Source organism: Peribacillus muralis, assembly GCF_001439925.1.
Lineage (GTDB): Bacteria > Bacillota > Bacilli > Bacillales > DSM-1321 > Peribacillus > Peribacillus muralis.
This window is the reverse complement of sequence record NZ_LMBV01000009.1, coordinates 97,479-116,337: the sequence shown is the minus strand read 5'-3', so window position 1 is coordinate 116,337 and position 18,859 is coordinate 97,479. Positions and strand designations below refer to the sequence as shown.

General features: G+C 42.4%; 16 protein-coding genes. 2 read left to right on the top strand and 14 right to left on the bottom strand.

All coding sequences use genetic code 11. The annotated features are described in order from the left end of the window. Nucleotides 1-12: 12 nt before the first annotated feature. The 8 genes from ASU00_RS13445 to ASU00_RS13410 all read right to left on the bottom strand — a co-directional run bounded on the left by ASU00_RS13445 (nt 13) and on the right by ASU00_RS13410 (nt 9,223). Complete coding sequence (locus ASU00_RS13445; protein WP_057913986.1) at nt 13-1,119, bottom strand: AI-2E family transporter; 1,107 nt, start codon at nt 1,117-1,119, stop codon at nt 13-15. Between the two features lie 1,118 nt (nt 1,120-2,237). Beyond that, nucleotides 2,238-3,758 (bottom strand): acetyl-CoA hydrolase/transferase family protein, encoded by a 1,521-nt coding sequence (locus tag ASU00_RS13440; protein WP_057913985.1) that lies wholly within the window; start codon nt 3,756-3,758, stop codon nt 2,238-2,240. Between the two features lie 130 nt (nt 3,759-3,888). Further along, nucleotides 3,889-4,539, bottom strand: coding sequence for a LytTR family DNA-binding domain-containing protein (locus ASU00_RS13435; RefSeq protein WP_057913984.1), 651 nt, complete (start codon nt 4,537-4,539; stop codon nt 3,889-3,891). Between the two features lie 335 nt (nt 4,540-4,874). Then, complete coding sequence (locus ASU00_RS13430) at nt 4,875-5,057, bottom strand: hypothetical protein (RefSeq protein WP_057913983.1); 183 nt, start codon at nt 5,055-5,057, stop codon at nt 4,875-4,877. A 65-nt stretch (nt 5,058-5,122) separates the two neighbouring features. Further along, the gene (locus tag ASU00_RS13425) at nt 5,123-5,485 is read right to left on the bottom strand and encodes a P-II family nitrogen regulator (RefSeq protein ID WP_057913982.1); all 363 of its coding nucleotides are present in this window, start codon (nt 5,483-5,485) and stop codon (nt 5,123-5,125) included. Between the two features lie 15 nt (nt 5,486-5,500). Beyond that, the gene (locus ASU00_RS13420; RefSeq protein WP_057913981.1) at nt 5,501-6,715 is read right to left on the bottom strand and encodes an ammonium transporter; all 1,215 of its coding nucleotides are present in this window, start codon (nt 6,713-6,715) and stop codon (nt 5,501-5,503) included. A gap of 233 nt (nt 6,716-6,948) precedes the next feature. Then, complete coding sequence (locus ASU00_RS13415; protein WP_057913980.1) at nt 6,949-7,152, bottom strand: YbdD/YjiX family protein; 204 nt, start codon at nt 7,150-7,152, stop codon at nt 6,949-6,951. 13 nt (nt 7,153-7,165) lie between these two features. Then, nucleotides 7,166-9,223 (bottom strand): carbon starvation CstA family protein, encoded by a 2,058-nt coding sequence (locus tag ASU00_RS13410; RefSeq protein ID WP_057913979.1) that lies wholly within the window; start codon nt 9,221-9,223, stop codon nt 7,166-7,168. Nucleotides 9,224-9,631: 408 nt separating this feature from the next. Here ASU00_RS13410 and ASU00_RS13405 point away from each other — a divergent pair, with 408 nt between their 5' ends. Continuing rightward, nucleotides 9,632-9,844, top strand: coding sequence for a hypothetical protein (locus ASU00_RS13405; protein ID WP_057913978.1), 213 nt, complete (start codon nt 9,632-9,634; stop codon nt 9,842-9,844). 182 nt (nt 9,845-10,026) lie between these two features. On the opposite strand, the gene ASU00_RS13400 is transcribed toward ASU00_RS13405, so the two are convergent. From ASU00_RS13400 to ASU00_RS13385, 4 genes are all read right to left on the bottom strand, one after another. After that, a complete protein-coding gene (locus ASU00_RS13400; protein ID WP_057913977.1) occupies nt 10,027-11,229 on the bottom strand; it encodes an MFS transporter in 1,203 nt (400 codons plus the stop codon). Between the two features lie 26 nt (nt 11,230-11,255). Further along, a complete protein-coding gene (locus tag ASU00_RS13395) occupies nt 11,256-11,846 on the bottom strand; it encodes a TetR/AcrR family transcriptional regulator (RefSeq protein WP_269085319.1) in 591 nt (196 codons plus the stop codon). Between the two features lie 137 nt (nt 11,847-11,983). Then, a complete protein-coding gene (locus ASU00_RS13390) occupies nt 11,984-13,768 on the bottom strand; it encodes an ABC transporter ATP-binding protein (RefSeq protein ID WP_236712725.1) in 1,785 nt (594 codons plus the stop codon). Continuing rightward, the gene (locus ASU00_RS13385) at nt 13,743-15,491 is read right to left on the bottom strand and encodes an ABC transporter ATP-binding protein (RefSeq protein WP_057913974.1); all 1,749 of its coding nucleotides are present in this window, start codon (nt 15,489-15,491) and stop codon (nt 13,743-13,745) included. The genes ASU00_RS13390 and ASU00_RS13385 overlap by 26 nt, the downstream gene beginning before the upstream one ends. Nucleotides 15,492-15,946: 455 nt before the next feature. Here ASU00_RS13385 and ASU00_RS13380 point away from each other — a divergent pair, with 455 nt between their 5' ends. Then, nucleotides 15,947-16,507 (top strand): nitroreductase family protein, encoded by a 561-nt coding sequence (locus tag ASU00_RS13380; protein ID WP_057913973.1) that lies wholly within the window; start codon nt 15,947-15,949, stop codon nt 16,505-16,507. A 117-nt stretch (nt 16,508-16,624) separates the two neighbouring features. On the opposite strand, the gene fosB is transcribed toward ASU00_RS13380, so the two are convergent. After that, complete coding sequence (gene fosB, locus ASU00_RS13375) at nt 16,625-17,089, bottom strand: metallothiol transferase FosB (protein ID WP_413783527.1); 465 nt, start codon at nt 17,087-17,089, stop codon at nt 16,625-16,627. A gap of 2 nt (nt 17,090-17,091) precedes the next feature. Next, on the bottom strand, nt 17,092-18,438 hold the full coding sequence (locus ASU00_RS13370) for an aspartate kinase (RefSeq protein ID WP_057913972.1): 1,347 nt from the start codon (nt 18,436-18,438) through the stop codon (nt 17,092-17,094). Nucleotides 18,439-18,859: the final 421 nt, after the last annotated feature.

The following is an 18,859-nucleotide window of genomic DNA, read 5'->3' as shown; positions in this document are numbered from 1 at the left end:
GGTCCCTTTTTTTCATTCCAATATTTCTTCTTCAAGCTTTTCCTCTTTTCGGATCCTGATGAATTTTACGATATTCAATACAATCGTTTTAACAACGGAATATGTTGGAACGGCCAAAATCATCCCGATAATACCGGCAATGTTTCCAGCAACTAGCAATAAGATGATGATGGTAAGCGGATGTGTGTTCAATTTCTTTCCGATGACTAAAGGCGAAATCACATTACCGTCCAGCTGCTGGATGATCGTGATAACGAGAATGACCAATAACGCTTGAGTAGGCGAATGGATCAATCCCACAATGACTGCAGGAGCAGCCCCGATGAAGGGACCCACATACGGAATGATATTTGTAATGGCACCAATCAGCGCAAAAAGGAATGCATATGGCAGATCAATGATTAAATAGCCTATGAATGTTCCAATTCCAACAAACATGCACACAAGCATCTGCCCTTGTATGTAAGTGGTAAGCGTTTCTCCCGTTTCCTGAAGAACCGTTAAAGCCGGCTTCCTGTATCCAACCGGTACGAATTTCATGATCGCGCTCGGAAGTTTATCTCCATCCTTCAACATATAAAACAGGATGAAAGGAACCGTCACCACCACTAATGTAATGTTCGTGACTACGCTGAAAACGGAAGATAAACTGTTCGTTATATTAGTAGGTAAATCCGTCAAATATTTTTGCAGAGTATCTCCTACTTTTTGCAAATCTACATAATCTTGTTCCATCGTCCACAAAAACCATTTTGACTGAGCCGAATCTTCAATGAATTTCCTTGTTTGATTGAAGTATTCCGGAAGATTATTGATTAAATCGGTAACCTGTTTGGAAAGAGACGGTCCAACCAGGCCAACCAACAAACTGATCAACCCAAGGAAAAATACGTAAAGCAATAATATCGCCAATCCCCTTGGCACTCTCCTTTTAGCAAGGAAATCCACAGTTGGGTTGAACAAAAAGTAGAGAAAACCTGATATCAAAATTGGGAAGAACAAAGTTGAAGTAAAAATCACGATTGGTTCAAAAAGAAAAGAAATCTTTGTACCAACATAAAAAAGTAAAGATAATAATAGTAACTCTAACGTCCAAAAATGCAGTTTTTGTTTGAACAAATTATCTCCTCCACACTAGCCATTCTATATAACTCCTCATTTATATCGAAACAATATCATGACGAAAAACCTATGTATGATAATCGTTCATTGTTAGCAGTTTACCATACTTCCATATCTCGAATGTATATAACTACAATAATAAAAGAAAAAGCCTCATGATACAATTCCCTTTCCTTCTGTTAATTAAGCATGTTGAATCAATTATTTTTCAGGAAAAATGAGCTTAGAAGCACCGACGTAATCTTCCCTTTTTTTGCATAGCCACTTACTAACATTGTGCACCACGTCTATTACTTCTCACTTATTTTAACAGCTCGTTCGAAATTCTACCAGTAATACCCATATTCGTTTCGATTCGTTACAGGTTGAGCCATGAGGTTTAAACTGGACAATCGTATAAGTGGACACGAGGCCTGGCTCTTTCTCATCGACCAATGACTTCTTGAAACCTGGTAGGCGCATTTCTGGAGTTCCACTTTATCTTCCGTCATACTCACTTTTCATTACTTTGCGTGGACTTCTCTTTTGTTGTACCATTTGTTCATTAATCGTCGGGTGAATGTTCAAACTTCGCGTATAGTCATAGAAAAATTTCATTTTATCGTAGTCTTTGTTAAACTACTGACCCTTATAATAATTGTCTAACTTAGTGTAGCCAATTTAGAGTGGATTGAAACAGAGGGTGCGGTGCGACACTCCTGCGGGAAATGCACGTCTTCGTAAGAACTCGCAGGCTAAAGCCGAGGATACTTCAGGACCGCCTCTGGAAATCTAAGTGCCTGTAGTGCTATGAAACTTTCAATTTCCAAGTCCTCCAAAACTGTGAGCAATCTGGATTCAACTTTCGTTTTTACACAGAGTGGAATGAAACGGAAGGCGGCGACACTCCTGCGGGAAATGCGTGTCTTCGTAAGAACTCGCAGGCTAAAAGCCGAGGAGGCTCACGGACCGCCTCTGGATAAGGGAGCGCCTGCGGTGGAATGAAACGGTCTAATTACAAACCCTCCAAAAACTATGGGCAATGGAAATTCAACAAAAGTACCCTACAGGATAGACTTTTTTCAAAGTATCTATTCTATAGGGTACATTTTAAGCCTGGCTTTGACATTTATTTTCTAAACTTGAAGGACTGCTTCAAGCATCGTACCATTTTTCATTAGGTTCGTATGCCATGAGAATGCTTTTTCAAGAATATGCGGGGTTTGGTGTCCCCCAGTTAACGCGACGGCTTCCGTGAAATATGCACGAAGCTGCGGACGGTAGTCAGGATGTGCACAGTTTTCGATGATTAATTCCACGCGCTCTTTTGGTGCCAGACCGCGTAGGTCAGCGATGCCCTGCTCTGTCACTAATACATCCACATCATGCTCAGTGTGATCCACATGAGAAACGAAAGGAACGATACTGGATATATTTCCGCCTTTTGCATATGACTTCGTTACGAAAATACCGAGGCGTGAGTTTCGTGCAAAATCTCCTGAACCACCAATTCCATTCATCATTCTTGACCCAGAAACGTGCGTGGAGTTTACGTTGCCGTAAATGTCACACTCTAACGCTGTATTGATTGAAATCAAACCGAGACGACGGATAATTTCAGGATGATTGGATATTTCTTGCGGCCGCAGAACGAGTTTATCACGATATTTATCAAGATTACCGTAAACTTGTTTTCCTTTTTCTTCAGCTAAAGTAATGGAACACCCTGAAGCGAATTTAACTTTCCCAGCATCGATTAAATCGAATACCGCATCTTGCAGCACTTCTGAGTATACTTCCAAATCTGTAAATTCAGAATTCAAAAAACCGGCGAATACGGCATTTGCTACAGACCCGACACCTGATTGAAGCGGTGCAAGACTTTCCGATAAACGACCAGCCTTGATTTCTTCACGAAGGAAATTTATCAGATGATTGGCAATGGTTGCTGTTTCCTCATCAGGTGGCACAATTGTCGAAGGTGCATCAAGATCTGTTGAAACGACGATCCCCTTTACCTTTTCTGGGTCAACCGGGATGCCGATGGAGCCTAGGCGATCGCTTATGCCAGTCATCGGAATGGGTTCGCGTTCCCCTTGTCTAGCTGGTATATATATATCATGCATGCCCTCCAATCCTTCTGGATGAGACACGTTCAATTCAATGATTACATGTTTAGCTTCTTGAACGAAGATGGCCGAGTTACCTACAGAAGTTGTCGGGATGATTAACCCTTCCTCCGTAATAGCCAATGCTTCGATGATTGCAAAATCGATAGGTCCAACAATCCCTTGACGAACCTGTTCAGCTGTATGAGATAAATGCTGATCCACATACGTGACTTCATCGGCATTGATTTTATTTCGAATACCTTTATCCGCTTGAAACGGTAAGCGTTTATGGATGATACCGGCTTCCGCCATATGTTGGTCGACTTCCGGCCCCAACGATGCGCCCGTATAAACATCAACTTTAAACTTTTCAGTTTTAGCCCTTTCAACTAGAGCCATTGGGATTACTTTAGCATCACCAGCACGAGTGAATCCACTCATACCAAGCTTCATCCCATCTTTAATCCATGAAGCTGCTTCCTCCGCTGTAACAACCTTCCCCTTGAATTGTTCATTGCGGATTTTATTGAGAACGCTTTCTTTCATCTGAAAAACCCCCATTTCTTGCATTTCTTACACTCAATTTTATCAATCCAGTGTAATTGTCACATTCATTTCCGAATGAAATGCCTTAATTTGGGCATCAGACAGCATTTTCATCACATAAAGGAGAGCACTAAAAACCGAGTGCTCTCCTGAATTGACTTGCATATGTTTGACTGACTTGGATTTTGGAACTGTCCTTCATTATAAGTAAAAATGTTGAATGAAAATCAGGAAGGATTTCTTGAATATAATTGATATTGACGATATAAGAACGATGCACCCGAATGAATAAATCGCTCGGTAATATGAATTCCAAGTCACTTAAGTTCATTTTATGATATCCACTCACAACTTCGGACTGAATTTTCGTCTTCCTGTTTTGTGCTTCTAAATACATAATTTCATCATACGGAAGCGGAATCCAGCGGTCATCTATTTTAATGGTCAGGAATGATGTAGGTAAAATTAATGGCTTTGATGGCAAAATCGCCGTGACCGCCCCTAGAGGATTGCCCTCATTCATGATCGGTACACTCAACCCATAGTAAGGTACGCCAAATACATTACTCTCAACTTGCACCCCGATTTTTTTACGGACACTCAATGCCTTGTACGTAGCTGTATTTTCACTTATTAAATCACCCGGTTTTATCCTTAAATCGACTTGCTTGCTCGGCTGATAATAAATGTATTTCTCAGAATCAGCCACGGAAATTGAAGCATCCTTCGGTACAAACTCCCTGATGATATTTAAAACGGATTCGACCGTAAATTGGTCCATTTCCCTTCACCTCTTAATAAAACATATTAATAATTTCTCCATGTAAGAGAATCCTCGTAATAAATTGCACCGATTTTTAAAGACGTTACCCCTTCACTTTTTGCAAAATAAAGAAAAATGGAAGTAACTAAGCGAAAAGCGTCAAAAAAAGCAAAAAAATCGGATTAGAATTTATGTCCTTACCCATTATAGTTGGAAAACTCCCGGATTTCCATGGGTGATTCAAGAAAACGGTTCTTCAAACGATTATTTTCATCAATACATCATAACCAAAGCCGTTGATGTGATGGATGCAATAAGCAAAAAGAAGCCGCTCCAGGGGAACGGCTGATGCTTTATTTATTTAAACGGGGATTGCGGAAGGACGATTTAGTTCGAAGCGACAAAATTTCCTCTAGATTCTTTAATGGCAAATCCAATAAAAAAGATCGATCATCTGGTTGATAAATTCCTTCTGAAATGAGAGTAGCGGCAATCTTCTGTTTCTTCGCATTAACGATTCGGACCAGTCTCCCCATTTTTTTTGCTCCCTTTCTTCAATCTTCATTCTACTGAATCCTTCAAATAATGGTCTGTTTTCGCCTTAAAACTCGTTCTTCAGCGCATCATGTCCTTCTTTTCCGGTGCGGATATTCACCACATTCGCCAATTCATAAATGAAAATCTTACCGTCACCGGGTTTACCTGTGCTTAGGAATTTTCGTGCTACGTCCACAACTTCCTGAACTGGAACTTCACAAACGACGATTTCGATTTTCAAGCGGTCGTGCAAGAACATTTCCCGATTTTTGCCTCTGTACGATTCTACATAGCTTTTTTGAAGACCCGTTCCCTTCACTTCCGATACAGTCATGCCGCTTACCCCTATTTTTGCTAGTTCGGCTTTGAATTGCTCAAACTTGATTGGACGTGTAATGATTTCTATTTTCGTTAAAACCTCTGACATATAGCCACCCTCCTTTTATATTGATTCATGATAGGCTTTTTCTCCATGAAGTGTAAGATCCAATCCCATTGACTCATCTTCTTCACTGACACGTAATGGAACGAACACGTTAATGGCTTTAGCGATGACATAAGTGACCAAGGCAACGAAAATATATGTCGCAATGATTGCTACAAGCTGCTTCCACAGTAAGTTGAAATCCCCATAAAACAATCCATTTGCACCAGCTTCGTTAACGGAAGTCGTTGCGAATAAACCTGTAGCGATGCCGCCCCATGTTCCACCTATCCCGTGCAACCCGAAAGCGTCCAGTGCATCGTCGTAACCCAACTTATTCTTCAAGAAGAATACGCCCCAGAAGCAAATGGCTCCACCGACGACTCCTATAATGATGGAGGATGCAGGCGTCACGAATCCACAAGCTGGTGTAATGGCAACTAACCCGGAAATCGCTCCGGATACTGCTCCAAGCAATGTCGCCTTTTTATTAGCCATGTACTCAACGATCAGCCAGCCTATGATGCCAGCCGCTGCGGCAACGGCTGTATTGACGAATACCGTCATCGCCACTGCATTGATCGTCAAGGCGCTTCCAACGTTAAAACCGTACCAGCCGAACCAGATTAATGATCCTCCAAGGAACGTTAAGGGGAGATTATGCGGCGCACTGTCGCCCGATTCTTTCCTTTTCCCTATCATGATCGCTAAAACCAAACCGGCAACTCCTGAAGAAATATGAACAACGTTGCCCCCTGCAAAATCAAGCGTACCAAGCTGCGCAAGCCAGCCGCCTCCCCATACCCAGTGAGCAACCGGTGCGTATACCAATAAAGACCACAGGATCGTAAAAATTAAAAATGCTGAAAACTTCATCCGTTCGGCAATCCCACCTGCAATGATTGATACAGTTAAAACGGCAAAAGTCATTTGGAATAACATGAATAAGCTATGAGGAATAGTTTCGCTATATGGACCAGGTTCAAAGCCTACATCCTTTAATCCAACCCAATCCAGCCCTCCCATGAGCGTATTTCCCGGTGAAAACGATAACGAATATCCAATTAACACCCAAAGAATCGAAATGACAGCCAGCGGCATGTAACTATGCATGGCCGTATTCAGGACATTTTTACTTTTCACCATCCCCCCGTAAAACAGGGCAATCCCTGGTGTCATTAGCCAAACCATCATCGTAGCCAAAAACATAAAAACCGAATCCGCCATTTGCATATTATTTATCCCCCTTATTTTATATATGTTATGTTTTCTAACAATATATGTTATATTTTTTATCATATACTTAATATTCTATAAATTCAATATATTTTTTCCATTTAAATACCTCGGTGTAAGGTTACCTTACATCAATATAAATAAAGCGTGATAATACTGCTTACTTCCCACTACACTCATACGCAAAAAAAGGCCCCTCAAAATCGAGGAGCCTTCAAACGTATAATCAATTAACAGCATCTAGACACTTTGCCACCCTTTGCATTATAGCGTTCATCTTGCGCTTCACAGAAAAATTCCTTCCTGGTCTTTACGGGATCTTGTGGATGATGAACCTCCATGTGTGCCACATAGGTATCATAGCTGGGCACACCGACAAGTAAACTGACAAACTGTTTTCTGTAGCTGAGTATCTTGATCAATCTTTTCAACATTGCCACCCCTCCCTTATGATGTCTTTCTCGATACATAAGGCGATTCATGCAAATCTATTCTCTGGTTCTTCAGCACTTTTATCCACAGTTTTATTGCAGAAATAAGGACGGTGATTACAACGATCATGAAGATGGCACAAAGTGTAGCATCCACATAGTCATTGACGATGACCTGCTTCATCTCGGCTAAATCTTTTGCAGGGGCAAGGATTTCCCCTTTCTCATAGGCCGCTTTAAATTTATCCTTATGCGCTAAAAAGCCGATCGCCGGGTTTTCGTGAAACAGCTTTTGCCAACCAGCCGTCATAGTCACTATCAATATGAATGTAGTAGGTAAAAGCGTGACCCATGTGTACGCTTTTTTGCCCATCTTGAACAGGACTGTCGTCCCTAGCAGCAACGCAATGGCGGCAAGCATCTGATTGGCAATTCCAAACAACGGCCAAAGGGTATTGATTCCGCCAAGCGGGTCGATGACCCCTTGATAAAGGAAGTATCCCCAACCGATTACACAAATGGCCGTGGCAATAATATTAGGGAGCCATCTATTCGTTTCGGAAAATGGCTTGTAAAATGTGCCGATAATATCCTGGATCATGAAACGCCCCACCCTTGTTCCTGCATCAATGGTCGTCAATATGAACAACGCCTCGAACAGAATCGCAAAGTGATACCAAAACGCCATCAGCGAGGCTCCGCCGATAACTTGCGAGAAGATATGGGCCATCCCGATCGCAAAGGTCGGCGCCCCTCCAGTACGAGATAAAATGGTCTCTTCTCCTACATCATCTGCAAGATCTGTAATCATCTCAGGGGTCAAAATAAAACCCCAATCCGATATCGTCGCCGCAACTTGGGCCGGCTCCGTTCCGACAACCGCGCCTGGGCTGTTAATCGCAAAGTAAATCCCTGGAGTCAGTACGCAGGCTGCGATCATTGCCATGATGGCTACAAACGATTCAGTCAGCATCGCTCCGTACCCGATTGGACGTGCATGGGATTCGCGTTCAATCATTTTAGGAGTTGTACCAGATGAAACGAGTGCATGGAATCCCGATACCGCTCCACAAGCGATCGTAATGAATAGGAACGGGAATAAATTTCCGGCGAATACGGGTCCAGTTCCATCAACGAATTGAGTGACTGCAGGCATTTCAAGGCTTGGCATGACGATGAAGATACCAAGCGCCAAACCGATGATCGTTCCGATTTTCAAGAATGTACTTAAGTAATCACGCGGGGCCAATAACATCCATACCGGCAATACAGAAGCAACGAATCCGTAAACAATCAACATAATGGCAATCGTTTCGCCATTGAATGTGAACATCGGCGCCAATGTCGCGCTTTCCGCTACAAAACGACCGAAATACAAAGCAAGCATCAATAAGATGATGCCAATAATGGACCCTTCACCAACCCGGCCGGGCCTTATATAGCGCATGTAGATGCCCATAAGTACGGCAATCGGTATCGTCGCTGCAATCGTGAACATACCCCAAGGGCTCCCGACCAGTGCCTTTACGACAACGAGGGCAAGTACCGCCAATAAGATGATCATGATGCCAAGAATTCCAACCATGGCTATCAAGCCTGTAACGGGCCCAATTTCCTCTTTGATCATCTCTCCCAAGGATTTACCATTACGGCGCATCGAGCCGAAAAGAATGATGAAATCCTGGACGGCACCAGCCAACACAACTCCGACTACAAGCCATAGCGTCCCTGGTAAATATCCCATCTGGGCTGCGAGAATGGGGCCAACGAGAGGTCCCGCTCCAGCAATCGCTGCAAAATGGTGACCAAACAATACCCATTTATTCGTAGGCACGTAGTCCTTCCCATCATTATTCGCTTCTGATGGTGTCTGGCGATCATCATCCAGCTCAAACACTTTCTGTGCAATGAATTTACTATAAAAGCGATAGGCAATAGAATAAACACAAAGTGCTGCAGTGACAATCCACATGGCGTTAATGCTTTCCCCGCGATTTAAAGCGACGAAACCAAAGCTCACCGCACCGACAGCGGATATGATCCCCCAAAGAATGACCGATTTAAGCGCTTTCATTTTCCATCTCCTCTCATTGGAACGATTGATTTACTATAAAAATCTTCATTTCATATGGTGTCAGATCTCAACTCTCCTGCGACCATATAATTTAAAGAATTTTACGTATATTCTGAATTATATGTTACTACAAGGATTATTAGCAATATAAATTTAGTCAATTTGTAATGTATTTACAATTATTGTGTCGAAAAACCCTTTTTCTTCTACTTCGGATTTCTTGTGACTGAAATCATATTTCATTTTTTGAACGCAATGGTACGGAATCCTCACCATATATATGACAATCCTCGAGCATGAATGAGAGATGTCTTATATCTTGTCGGAAATTAGTGGATGAAAATGAGTGAAAATAAGTATAAGTATTTAATAGAGTGGATAGAATGATAAAAAAAGGAGTGGGAGATTATGGAGACTAAAACGAAAGATAGAATGCAAGAATTGTGGAGTGAAATTAATGAGTGCATCACTACAATAATCGATGAAAAGCATGATTTATCCTTCCAAAAGAAGAGCAACGATAATTATATGAATCTATATATCCAAACTGCTGTCTTACACACCTTATTCGGACTATCAGATGAGCTAAAGAAAATTGAAAGGAAGTATACCCGCTTGTGATGCATCCAACCCTTTTACCGTAAAAACTAGCATCACTATATCTTCCTGTCGATCATGCGAATATGTTTGATACGCTTCGCCATTTATCCAATACCGCTTAGTCAAAAGCAGAAAGCCCCCTTGCCATTTGGACAAGGGGGCTTTGTTTCAGGATAAAAAGAGATCGCACGAAAAGGACCGAATCATCGCGCTAAGCTTTCTGCCAATCGCTTTTCCTTCCAGATGACTGTAATGCCTAGACCAATCACGATAATGACCGCAGCAAAAAGATAAGGATAGTGGATGTTTATGTCAAACAGTATCCCGCCCATTGCCGGCCCGACTATATTCCCTAAACTCGTATAGGTTGAGTTCATACCCGCAACGAAACCTTGCTCTTTACCGCCCGCTTTTGATAAAAATGTCGTCAATGCCGGACGAAGCAAGTCAAAGGCAAGGAAGATAAAGCATGTCACCACCAACACGGCCATATAGCTCGAGATCAAGGTGGAGGCCACTGCAAATATGGCACCGACGATCAAGCATAATTGGATTAGTTTCTTTTCGCCGAGAATATCAACCATTTTTCCGAACATGAATACTTGGACAACCACTCCGAAGATTGAGCTAATTGTAATGATCGTTGCAATATCCTTCGGCGTGAAACCGAACTTATGATCAGAAAATAGGCTAAAAACAGTTTCATATGCCGATAATCCAAATGCTAGTACAAATACTAGAATGAAGGCAATAAAGTAAAGCGGATTTAGCGATTTTTTTAAATCGGTCATAAAATTCGTTTTCCCTACATCAGCAGAAACTGCTGCAAGCTGTTCTTTCGTCAGCGGCTCTTTTAAAATAAAAATGGATGTAAGGCAAGCTATAAAGGCAATCAGTGCCGCAAGGAAGAACGGCAAACGTATTCCGTATTCAGCAACGAACCCGCCGATGCCCGGTCCTATAATAAAGCCCAAGCTAATGGCGGCAGAAATATACCCCATCGCTTTTGGACGTTCCTGAACGGAAGTGATATCTGCAACATATGCAGTAACACCCGGCATAATGAAGGCTGCACTTATTCCTCCAAGAATCCTTGACAGATAAAACACGGAAACATTCGTGCCTAAACCAAAGATAAGCTCGGAAACACCAAAAAGGAATATGCCGATAATGATAATCTTCTTTCTGCCGTAACGATCGACCCAACGACCTGCGAACGGGGACATAACCAGTTGTGATACCGCAAATACAGCCACAAGATAGCCCATCGTACTTCCCGTTAAGTGCATAATGTTCATCAAGGATGGCATGACGGGGATAATGAGCCCGATTCCTAGAAAGGCAATGAAAATATTGCTTAGCAGTATGATCAATACCGCCTTTTGTTCTTTAATTGGTTTAACCATGTATTAACACCTCTTTCCCATGTAAATCATTTATGCGATACCCCTCTCCAAAAAACCGTCCAGGATGCTGCTATTTTATCATTCAGCCGTTTCTGATCATTGCCGTAAACAAGCTCCAGCATAATCGAATCGACTACTCCCAAGAAAGCGAATGTAGGCGTGATCACTTCCTCTTTGATAATTAACCCGTCATCGATCCAAGCCTGAAATTTTTCTTCAAGTATGACCTGGACCTTTTCCTCGATGTCCACGACTTCCTCAGTAATGGCTTTTTCCAAGTGAGCTGGCGGAAAAAAAGACATGCGCAGCCAAAACTTTACATGCTCATTTTTTTGGAAAAGATCGACGATCAGTTGTAAGAATCCGTATAAATCCTTTTCAGGATTCTCTGCATCGACTTTACTGAAATATTGAAGTTTGGAAGTTAGCTCCGTTTCTTTAGCATCACGCAAAACGTTCAGAAAAAGATCGTCCTTCCCTTTAAAATGAGCGTAAATTGATTGCTTTCTCATGCCGACTTCTTCAGCTATTTGCGAAAGGGATGCTCCTTCATAACCATGAATCGTAAAATATTTAAGAGCAGCTTCTTTAATTTCATTGCTTTTCAATACTATCACCTCTAATTTTTAACGAACGTTCGTCAGTTATATTAGCAAATAAATTACATATAAGCAAGTGAAAAATGTAATATATATAGTTAGTTTTCCATGTACATCGCAAAAAAATGCGCGCCTACCGGCGCACATTTCATCTATCATCCAGTCTTATTTTCCTTAATTGAACTGCGGTATAGCTCGTAATAAAAACCCTTTTGCCGCAGCAGCTCCTCGTGTGAACCTTTTTCGATGATCCTACCCTCATCAAGAACAAGGATCAAGTCACTTTGCTGAATCGTATTCAACCGATGAGCAATGACAAAACTCGTTCTTCCCTCCATCAAGCGCTGTAATGCTTCCTGGATTTTCAGCTCGGTGATCGTATCAATACTGCTTGTCGCCTCATCCAAGATCAAGAGGACGGGATCGGCTAAAATGGCCCTGGCAATCGATAAAAGCTGACGCTGCCCTTGACTGATCCCACCGCCATCTTGGCTCAGAATTGTTCCGTATCCATCTGGAAGCTTCATGATAAAGGAATGGGCATTAGCAAGTTTGGCTGCCGCCTCCACCTCTTCATCCCCCGCCTCCAAACAGCCATAGCGGATATTTTCACGAATCGTACCTTGAAACAAAAACGAGTCCTGCAAAACAAATCCCATATGCTTGCGGAGACTTGCCCGCGTTACCTCCTGAATATTCTGGCCGTCGATCAAGATCCGGCCGCTGTTCGGCTCGTAAAAACGGGCCAAAAGATTAATGATCGTCGTCTTACCTGCACCAGTCGGTCCTACAAGCGCGATGGTTTCTCCTTTTTCTGCATGAAAGCTAACATCGTAAATCGTTTGGTCCTCTTCATTATAGGAAAAGGATACCTCTTCAAAGTCCACCTCACCACGGACATCCTGAAGTTCAGAGGAATGTAACTCATCCACTTCTTCTTCTTTTTCATCCAAAATGGCGAAAACCCGTTCCGCACCGGCAACAGCCGATAGAAGTGTATTGAATTGATTAGCCAAATCATTGAGCGGACGGGTGAATTGCCTTGAATATTCGGTAAAGATGACAATCACCCCGATGGTGACCGTTCCTATCCCGCTCAATGCCAAAAAACCTCCGACTGCGGCTATCACCGTAAAACTTAAGTTGTTCAATAAATTCATTAGCTTCGGAATCAATCCAGAATAAGATTGCGATAAAAACCCGGCCTTCTTCAGGTTTTCACTTCTCGTGATAAAATCACGAATCACCTTATCTTCCTGGGAGAAAGCCTTTACGATCCGCTGACCGGATATCGTTTCCTCTATAAACCCATTCAGTTCCCCAAGGTTTTTCTGCTGCTCTTTAAAAAGCTTCCCAGTCCGGTTCGTTATCCATCTTAAGCCGAAGAACATGAGCGGAACGATGATTAAGGTTAAAAGGGTTAACAAGGGGCTCAAATAAAGCATGACACCGATTGTCCCGATGAGTGTAAGCATACTAGAAAAAATTTGGATGACAGAACTATTCAAAGTGGAACTTACATTCTCGATATCATTCGTGACCCGACTCATCAATTCCCCATGCTGACGGCGATCAAAGAAAGGAATGGACAGCTGGTGAAGCTTTTTGAATAATTGATTTCGCATAGCATAGACCGTATCCTGAGCAATCCCGATCATCCAATAATTCTGAAGCCACATCGATAGGGAATAGAATATATAAACCGCCAGCAGACCGATAAGAAGGCTAATTAGTCCTGTACTATCCCTCGTGACGATATAATCATCGATGGCCATGCCGACCATAAATGGGCCAAGCAAGCCCAGTACCGAGCTTACCAGCACCATGAATAGGACCCAAAATAGAAGGCCTTTATTTGTTGCCAGGTAAGGGATGATCCTTTTTATCGTACTCCATGAGTTGATTGGTTTTGGCTTATCGGGAGATATTCTTCGGCTCAAGAGAAATCCCCTCCTCCCCAAACTGTGAGTGAACGATTTTCCGATAAAGCCCACATGCTTGAATCAAATCATCATGTTTCCCTTCAGCAAGCACTTCACCATTTTCCAGCAATAGGATTTTATCCGCCTCCATGGCAGTACTGATTTTTTGTGTAATGATGATCGTCGTGCATGTATAGGACTTTAAAGCACTGAGTAATTTACTTTCCGTTTTCAAATCCAGTGCACTTGTACTATCGTCGAGAAGGAGAATCTTCGGTTTTCGCACCAATGCTCTCGCAATCGACAGCCGCTGCTTTTGCCCACCTGACAGATTCACTCCCTTTTGCCCCAACAGCGTTTCATATTGCTTCGGTAGCTTCATTACGGTCTCATGGACTTGGGCATGCATGGCCGCTGCCTTGATTTCCTCATCCGTGGCCCCTTCTTTCCCCCAAGCGATGTTATTTTTTATCGTTCCTGAAAATAGCAAGGCTTCCTGTGGTACATAGCCGATCCTTTTCCGCAGCGAATCCAAGGGAATATCCTTTACATCTTGTTCATCAATAAGGATGGAGCCGCCATCAACCTCATATAATCTCGGAATCAGCTGAAACAAGGATGTTTTCCCAGATCCCGTCGCTCCAATGATGGCAAGCGAACCACCGGGCTCGATAGAAAAGTTCAAATGCTTCAGTACGGCATGATCGGTACCAGGATAACGGAAAGATACATCGAGAAACTTGATCCCTCCTCCCTTGACTGAATCAGTGCCGCTTTCTGTCTTACCTTCGTCGATATCTATCGGCGTCTCGAATATTTCCGTTACACGTTCGGCTGAAGCCTTCGCTCGGGAAATGACCATGATCAGCCAGGAAAAAACCGAAAGAGATGCGGCAATCCTTGTTGCATAGTTAACAATTGCCACGACTTCCCCTACCTGGATATCACCAGATGCAATAAATTCGCTTCCAAACCAAAGAATGATCAAGATTGCCCCATTCATGACAAGCATCAGCACAGGCATGGTCGTTTCAATTAAACGAAGCGAAGTCACCGTCTTTCTTTTCAGTTCATCATTGGCGCCGTCAAACCGGGTTATCTCATGCTCCTTGCGAAGAAAAGCTTTGATCAAGCGCATGCCTGTCAAGTTTTCCCTCATAACGTTATTGACATCATCAAGCTTTTTTTGAACGAGCTTGAACAGCTTTGCTGCCCTTTTCATAACCCAAACGAGGAAGAAAACAAGAACTGGAATCGAAATCGCCAAAACGAGCGATAGCTTCAGATCAACCGTCATGGCCATGATCGCACCACCGATTACGATCAATGGTGCCCTTGCCATGATGCGCAAGCCCATGAACACCGTATTTTGAAGCTGGGTCACATCATTCGTCATCCTTGTAATCAACGAAGAAGTCGGGATATTGTTCAAATTGGCAAAAGAAAACGCTTGTATTTTACCAAATAGGCTTTTCCTCACATCATGCCCGAAACTTTGGCTTACATGTGAAGCAGTAAAGGAATTAACAATCCCGCCCAAAAATGAAAAAATGGAAAGCCCGACCATGATACTTCCCCATTTAATCACCACCGATAAATCTTTCTGTAAAATGCCATCATCGATTATCTTTGCAATGAATAGAGGCTGTAATAATTCTACACCAAGCTCGACAATCATTAAGAATAAAGCAAGAATGATCAGGAGCCAGTATGGCTTAAGGAATGAGGACAGTTTTTTCATCTATGACACCCTTCGATTCTTCATATGTAGGTAGCTTCTTTTTCATCTTTCCATTATACAATTTTATACAGAATTATTAAAAGATTTTAACTGATTTAAAGGATTGGTAAATTAATTGATTTTTTTCAACTAATACTCTTGACAAATAACAGGAAATAAGCGAAAATTCTAATTGATAATGATTTTCAATTTCATTATCGATCTCTGAAATTTGATAAACTTTTACGATATTCCCTTATCGTACCCTGTTGATGTTGTACATAGCTACAATGTCGCCCCGGCTTTCTCTGTGCCTAGAAAAATTTTATGCTCATTAGCGAATGCATGTCACTAGAATATTGCCCCCTCTTTATTCAAGTAATTTATTCACGTTGGAAGCATAAATTAGGCAGCCGGGGATTTTTTCTTTTTAAAACTTATAAACCTTACATATATATTAGAGGAGATTGATGAATATGAAACTGGAAGATATCATAAAAGCAAGGCGCAGCATTAAGCGCTTCAAGGACATCCCCGTTCCTCTCGATATCATCCGACCACTGTTGGAAACGTCTACATGGGCTCCGAACCACAAAATGACCCAGCCATGGCGCTTCGTCGTAGTGCACGGAGATAGCCGCCAAAAACTCGCAGAAGCAACCCGGGCTTTCATGGCTGGCAAGGAAAAGGATCCCGAAAAGAAGAAAGAAGCTGGACAGCGTGGATTCAATAAGCTGAGCGGTGTCCCGATGTTTATTGCAGTGATCATGGAAGAAAATCCGAACCTGATGGTACGGGAAGAAGATTATGCAGCTACAAGTGCCTTGATCCAGAATTTCAGCTTACTTGCCTGGGAACAAGGCATCGGGATGATATGGGAAACATATGGCATGATACATAGCACCGAATTCCGTGAAGCTTTAGGTGTGAAACCAGGAGAAAAAATCGTCGGCAGCCTTCACATTGGCTATCCCGATATGATTCCCACACCAAGATCAAGAAAACCTCTCGATCAATTACTTACAATCATGGACTAAAATAAAGTTAAGCCTCCAATTTTTAAAATTGGAGGCTTTTTTTGAGGTTCCATCGTCCTCGACAGCCGATAATGGTTGTAATAGCTCAGCTAACTTTTCACTTAGCGTTTCCAATCCTTATTTATAAAACGTCATATGGGATTTTTCCTGTTTATAATAATCCAGCCTTTCCTGCAGTGACCCAGTATGGAATTCAAACTTATGTCCATCTAAATCAGTAAAATAAATAGACTTTTTATCGCGCTCCTCTCTCTCCCTGCCTGTAAGGATATTCACCTTTAAGCTTTTCAATTTCGCATACATGTCATCATAGTCTTCTTCATCAATGGAAAACGCCACATGCGTATATGAGGCATTTATTTCGTTTCTTGAAATACCTTTTTCTAAATTCAAGGCGAGCCATATCCCATTCAAATCGAAGTAAGCTGTGGAATTCCCCTTTAAAAGCAGTTTGGCTCCAAAAACAGCTTCATAAAATTCGATGGATTTTTCCAGGTCGGATACTGAAAACAAAAAGTGATTCAAACCTTTTATTTGGATAATTCCCCTCTCCCTTCCAACATGTGGTCTCGGAACTGTCATTCTCAAAAAAACTCATGATATAAAGCCCGGATGGCCGTCTCCTCGCTGTGTTCTTTGACACCGAACATCATGCTTACCTCTGAAGAACCCTGGTTGATCATTTCAATATTGACCTTTGCATCAGCCAACGCTTTTGAGGCTCTTGCCGTCGTTCCGACATTATGCCGCATACCTTCGCCCACAACCATGATCAATGCCAAATTATGCTCCACAATCACTTCATCGGCATGAAGCTCTTGCTTGATGCGGGAGATGATTTTCTTCTCGGACTCACCATTCATCTGGTCCTGCCTCAGAATTAGTGTCACATCGTCAATTCCCGATGGAATATGCTCATATGCCACGCCGTAATCTTCAAGGATATGCAGCAGCTTCCGGCCAAAGCCGACTTCTCGGTTCATTAAATACTTACTAACGTAAATGCTGCAAAATCCTTTGTCGCTCGCAATCCCAATAACCGGTCCATTCGTATTATCACGGGCACTCACGATGCGGGTACCTTGTGCCGCCGGGTTATTCGTATTTTGGATATGGACGGGTATTCCCGCCCTGAATGCAGGGATAAGCGCCTCATCATGAAATACAGAGAAACCGGCATAAGAAAGCTCACGCATTTCGCGATAGGTTAATTCCCTGATTCCCTTCGGATTGGAAACCACGTTTGGATTAACCGCATAAACAGCATCCACATCGGTAAAGTTTTCATACAAATCGGCTTTGACGCCATTGGCAAGAATCGACCCCGTAATGTCAGAGCCGCTTCTCGAAAACGTTAAAACCTCACCATCTAACGTATATCCGAAAAAACCTGGAAATACGATGATTCCCGGCTCATCATGCAGAGCAAATAACCGATCATATGATTCTGGCAGCACTTGGGTATATCCACCTTCATCCGAAACGATCAAGCCTGCCCTCTTCGGATTGATATACTGTGCTTCGACACCGCGTTTTTGAAAATAAGCCGCAACCAGCTTCGCATTATTATCCTCGCCACTGGCCATTAAAGCATCCAAGTATCGCTTTGGGTTGGATTGATCTGCATGCAGCAGTGTTTGTAAATCTTCACGAATCGCAGCGATGACCTCCTCGGATATATCCAGCTCCTTAGCGATACTTCCGTAACGGGCGACTACATCTTCTATTAAAGGTTCGCCGTTGTCCCCACGCAGTTGCTGCTTTGCAGCCTCAATCAATAAATCCGTTACCTTTATATCATCGGAATTGCGTTTTCCGGGAGCCGAAACGACCACAAACTTCCTCTCCGGATCAGCTGCCACAATTTCGAATACCTTCTTTATCTGTTCACCTGACGCCAGTGAACTTCCGCCAAACTTCGCAACTTTCATCTCGACATCCCCTACTTTTAAAAAATTCTGTCAACATCAACTCACCCTATTATTACGTTTTTCAACGAAACAATCAAGCGATAATCCATTATAGGAGGACATTTGTATTTTTATAAAGGACAAAATAATAACAAAAGGAAAATAAAAAAAAGCGAATATGTAGGTTGTCTCCCTTTCCACGGGCAGTCCGTGAGCATCCTCAGCCTTTACGCTTGCCGGGTCTCACGTAGACGTGCATTTCCCGCAGGAGTCTCGCGCCTTCCGTTTCAATCCACTTTGCGGGCAAACAAAGTTATGGTATGGCCACAATAAACTAGACAGTTTTCTAAGATATATTAAATCTATGTATTCGTCGGTCATAATAAAATAGTTTTTCTTTGATAACGTTTCGAAATGGCATTTATCTTACAAACTCTGTCTT